At 44.0% G+C, this 4,333-nt stretch carries 5 protein-coding genes; 2 read left to right on the top strand and 3 right to left on the bottom strand.

Annotated features, from left to right (window positions below; all coding sequences use genetic code 11):
- Positions 1-95: 95 nt before the first annotated feature.
- From IH879_20420 to IH879_20410, 3 genes are read right to left on the bottom strand one after another with little or no spacing between them, the layout of a single operon-like run.
- Positions 96-497 carry a hypothetical protein gene (locus IH879_20420; protein ID MCH7677294.1) on the bottom strand — a complete coding sequence of 134 codons (402 nt, stop codon included), beginning with the start codon at positions 495-497 and terminating at the stop codon, positions 96-98.
- 51 nt (positions 498-548) lie between these two features.
- Complete coding sequence (locus IH879_20415) at positions 549-974, bottom strand: hypothetical protein (protein ID MCH7677293.1); 426 nt, start codon at positions 972-974, stop codon at positions 549-551.
- A 22-nt stretch (positions 975-996) separates the two neighbouring features.
- The gene (locus tag IH879_20410; protein MCH7677292.1) at positions 997-1,389 is read right to left on the bottom strand and encodes a hypothetical protein; all 393 of its coding nucleotides are present in this window, start codon (positions 1,387-1,389) and stop codon (positions 997-999) included.
- A 799-nt stretch (positions 1,390-2,188) separates the two neighbouring features.
- On the opposite strand from IH879_20410, the gene IH879_20405 reads away from it, so the two are divergent.
- Both IH879_20405 and IH879_20400 read left to right on the top strand, forming a co-directional pair.
- A complete protein-coding gene (locus IH879_20405) occupies positions 2,189-3,349 on the top strand; it encodes a toll/interleukin-1 receptor domain-containing protein (protein ID MCH7677291.1) in 1,161 nt (386 codons plus the stop codon).
- 403 nt (positions 3,350-3,752) lie between these two features.
- Positions 3,753-4,333, top strand: a 581-nt coding sequence (locus tag IH879_20400) for a hypothetical protein (protein ID MCH7677290.1), incomplete at its 3' end; no start/stop codon positions are given.

Genomic DNA, 4,333 nt, shown 5'->3' with positions numbered 1-4,333 from the left:
TTGTTGGCAAAACGCGTTATTTGACTTGAATCTTTAGTTTTAAAATCGAATTTTGTCGACAATTTTTTCCAAACTCCGAGTCTGATATCCAGATATCAAGCACCTTCACCTGGGTTCTGCCCCGGGCCAGATGTTATATTTACTTTTTTGTCTCTATCAGCCGATGTCACATGATGCATAACTTTACTGCCAAAATAGAAAGCGATCATCATTTGAAAAGCTACTAGCAGCTGCTCTATTTTCATTTCAAGACCCGTTGTTTGTATGTTAGCCACTTCAAATAGTACCACGACATAAAGCAATGAAAGAGTCAGCATGCCCCGAAAAACGCCTCTTGGCATGGCAAAGGTCTCTTTGGCATAAGGGTTCGGATTGTCTGCCGTCCACTGACCAAAAGTATATTTCCCCAATAATTTAACAAAAACAACAGTCATCACCAGCAACCATGCTCCTACTCCTGCAAAAACTGCCTGAAATACCCAGCTATCTGCATTCATTGTTTCCTCCGTTAAAAATTTGCTGACGATTAAATATATTCATTGTTTACACTAAAATACCAGCACACCCAAAAGGACGCCAGCGCCTACTCCGAGCACCCCGGAGAAAAGCGTCCATTTTTTGAGCTTCAAAACCTTCACTTCGGAATCCTCTAACTTCATATGGGTTTCTTCCCATTTTTTAACTAAACGGTCTTTTTCAACCTTGAAATCCGAGATAGTGCTGTCTTTATTTGCAATAATTTCCTCTAATTTGCCAGCTTTTGTCTCTAATATTTCAACGCTCGCCTTGTAATTTTCTAAATCAGAAATCGCCTTATTGTACTGACTACTTTTCAAGACCCAAAACAACGAATCCACTTCTGCAGATCCCCGAAATCGCTCACCTGGCTTTAACGGATACGGAAAGTCTGTTACCTGACCCTGTGCCAAAACTGGCAGCGTTAACATCAAAATAGTAAAAATAACAGGTTTCATTTTAACACCTTCCTTTCCTTAGCTAATCCCCTAAAAGCTCTTTGCCTTTTTTTTGCTTTTCTTCGGTGCTCATTTCTTTAACCTCGGCGCTCACCGTCTCACGTTCGGCTTTGAGTTCGGCTAATTTGATATCTAATTCGTCAACTTCCTGTCGTAACGCAGCCGCTCTTTCTTCTCGCTGTTGGATCTTTTCATCAAATTCACGCTGATGGGCTTGTTCCTCCGCTCTTTCAGCCGCAAATTTAGCGCGAATTTTTTCTTCGCTGCCAAAAAGGCTCATGATAAACTTAAAAGGCGCAGCCACGGCGGCGATTATCATTGTTAAGGGCTGCCAGGTTATGATTCCGGCCTGCACCAAATATACAACTCCCGCAATAGCGATGACAAGGAATAACCCAACGATTAATTTTTTCATTTTGGCTCTTTCCTTATATTTTTGAAAGTTTATTTTCTGGAATGATTTTTTTTAAACAATGAGATTTAGTGCTGCACCGTCCTTGGGTAGACTAGTCATATTTCCCCTATTTTTTTCTCTTGCACTACGGTGATATCAGTAAACGAAGATGTTTAGAAAGGAATTGTTACAAATAAACATAATTTAGATTTCTGAGTCAAGAAAAAAGTTAACTAACCTGATTAATTCACAAAAACAAATATAGCAATTGATTCAACATATTAATATTTAAGCAGTTAGATAGTGGATTAATGGATCAATGGAATATTGAATTAATGGCCTCGTTTTCCCCAATACTCCAGAAATCCATTACTCCAATAATCCACTATTTATAAATAACCTAACCTGCAAAATCCAAAGTCAGTTAGCAATTTTCATGAATAATGCAGGTTAATTTCTTTAAAGTTAGTGCAGATTATGGCAGGAATGGTTGGTAGAAAGAATCGTACTGATCCGTACAGGTGAACCGGGAGAGGACAACAGTTTGTTTTTGCAAAGCCGCATTAAGGAATCTAGATTTATGTTTAGTCTAGGACATAAGATTGAACAGACTGGTGCCAGTCATTTCATGAATGCTTCTTGATAGTTGGCGAGGAGCAAAATTATAAAAGAAAATTTTTTGTTGACATTCTTTTAAAAAAGAAAGTATATTTAATTGTCACTCCATACTAGGTAACTCTGACAGACATTCTTAGATTCAACTGACACACCGTAACCACTTTTTTTGAATTAGCCAGTCGATTATTCAGGGAGAAATCTAATGGATGATAGGGATTGGAACGTCTTAACAAAAATCGTCCAACGGGGCAATTGCATCCTCATGTTAGGGCCGGAGATCGCAGTGAAATCTGGCAACAAACCTGCAAAACCATTAATAGAACTTTTCGCCAATGAACTGGCAAAGGAAATAACCACTGGTATTGAAGGTTTAGATCGGAATAATCTGGCGCAAATGGCACAAAAATTCAGCACTCAGGAAGGTGTCACAGATTTACAATATTTGGCTGAAGAATTTTTCAACAAACATGCAAAGCTTCGCTGCGACATCCATACAACTCTCGCTACTTTGCCATTTCATTTGATAGTGACAACCACCCACGATCATCTCTTTATTCAGGGACTCACCGCAAGTAAAAAAAAGTATGAAGAGGAATGGTACAATTTCCGCAGTGGCAGACAACGTATCGATATCGAGGGCTCGCAGGCACACCCTCTGGTCTATTCCCTTTATGGAAATGTAAAAGAACCGGACTCGATGGTACTTTCCGAGCACGATTTGTTGGATTTTCTTGTCGCAGTTGTTTCCCAGGACCCACGCATACCCGAGTATCTAAGTAGCGAATTCGCTGACCCCGACAAGAGTTTCCTCTTTCTCGGCTTTGGCTTCAAGAACTGGTATCTGCGTATTCTATTGCACGTTTTGCAAGCGGGCAATCGCACAGGCCGATCTTTTGCTATGGAAGAGTTTGTTGATAAAAAGGACCCGCGCTACAAGAGTGCGATGATCTTTTTCAAAGATCAATATAGAATCCAATTTTATCATGAGAGTTTGCAGGAATTTGTAAAAGAGCTCAAGCGCAGGTTCAAGGCAACAGAGAAAATCAGACCCGCTACTGAAGCAATTAACGGGGATGCCGACGCACCCACTGTATTTATCTGTCATGCCAATGAAGACAAGGGATTCGCAAAGCAATTGTATGACAGACTCCTAAAAGAAAGGTTAAACCCATGGCTGGACAAAGAAAATATTCGCGGTGGAGATGCGTGGGACAGTATTGTTGAAAACACCCTGGAAAGGGTGGATTATTTTGTGGTTGTGCAAAGCAAAGCCCTGGAAACGAAGATCGAAGGGTATGTTAACAAGGAAATCGATATCGCTATACACCAAAGGCAACAGCGACTGTCCGGCCGCCCCGAATAACACCGCCGCGACATTCCTGTATTCGGAATAGACCAGTCGAAGTTGTTCCTGATCGCATGGGCCTCTTCGACTCCGACCGTCGACAAATGAGTCGCGAGAAGTCACTCGTCATGAGGATCTACCTGATCTGCAGACTTGTCGTCAAGATCAGGCACGCAGACGGTCTTGTCGCCGACTTCGAGGTCACGCTTCCAACCGGAGTGAACGGTGCGTGAGATCATTTTGGGCGACAACGACCTTCGTATCTTACGAGCGATCGCGGATCCCGATGGGAACTTGGCAAGCATCGTCGCTGTTTCTGAACTAACTAATCAAGAGCTTCAAGCAGCGCTCCCTGATCTCAGAGGAGAGGACCTGCGTATGCTGCAGGGCTACCTGGGGGGCGGTTGAACAGGATTCCGACATGTCAACTATCGCGCCAACAGGCGAATTCGCCAGAACCGTCTTCGTCATAATGCCCTTCGGTGATGGGACAGAGTCGGATGTGCACACGGCTCGATTCGAGACGCTCATAAAGCCTGCAGTCAAAGAGGCAGATGTCGACCTCGTCTGTGTAAGGGCAGATGACATCGAGCGAACGGGCAGCGTCACCGACCGAGTTATCGAGTACCTGACGAAGAGCAAGGTTGTTATAGCCGATCTATTCGGACTCAATCCCAACGTCCTATATGAGTTGGGGGTGCGTCATGCTGTCTGCCGCGGCACCGTTCTGCTGGCTCCCGCGCCCGATGAGGCTCACAAGAAGCTGCCGTTTGACCTCCGAAACTTCGACGTCATCCTTTACCGGCCCTTCATGGGGCTGGAGCGGGGCCCTGTGAAGAGACTAGTCCGAAGGATCAAGGATTGCGTGACGGGAGATCCTCAGGACAGCCCAATCGGACCGGGAATGTCAATATTAGATCATGACGTCCGTGAATTGGACGAGCACATCGGAGCGATCGCGCATGGCATCGGCCAGCACCTCTCGAGCAATGTGAGATGGGC

The organism is candidate division KSB1 bacterium (assembly GCA_022562085.1).
GTDB lineage: Bacteria > Zhuqueibacterota > Zhuqueibacteria > Oceanimicrobiales > Oceanimicrobiaceae > Oceanimicrobium.
Note: the sequence above shows the minus strand (reverse complement) of the source record. Positions and strands in the feature narration are given on the sequence as shown.

What these genes read in the sequence shown, in the direction of transcription:
- IH879_20420 (MCH7677294.1), bottom strand. Translation starts at nt 497, where the DNA reads ATGAATGCAGATAGCTGGGTATTTCAGGCAGTTTTTGCAGGAGTAGGA.
- IH879_20415 (MCH7677293.1), bottom strand. Translation starts at nt 974, where the DNA reads ATGAAACCTGTTATTTTTACTATTTTGATGTTAACGCTGCCAGTTTTG.
- IH879_20410 (MCH7677292.1), bottom strand. Translation starts at nt 1,389, where the DNA reads ATGAAAAAATTAATCGTTGGGTTATTCCTTGTCATCGCTATTGCGGGA.
- IH879_20405 (MCH7677291.1), top strand. Translation starts at nt 2,189, where the DNA reads ATGGATGATAGGGATTGGAACGTCTTAACAAAAATCGTCCAACGGGGC.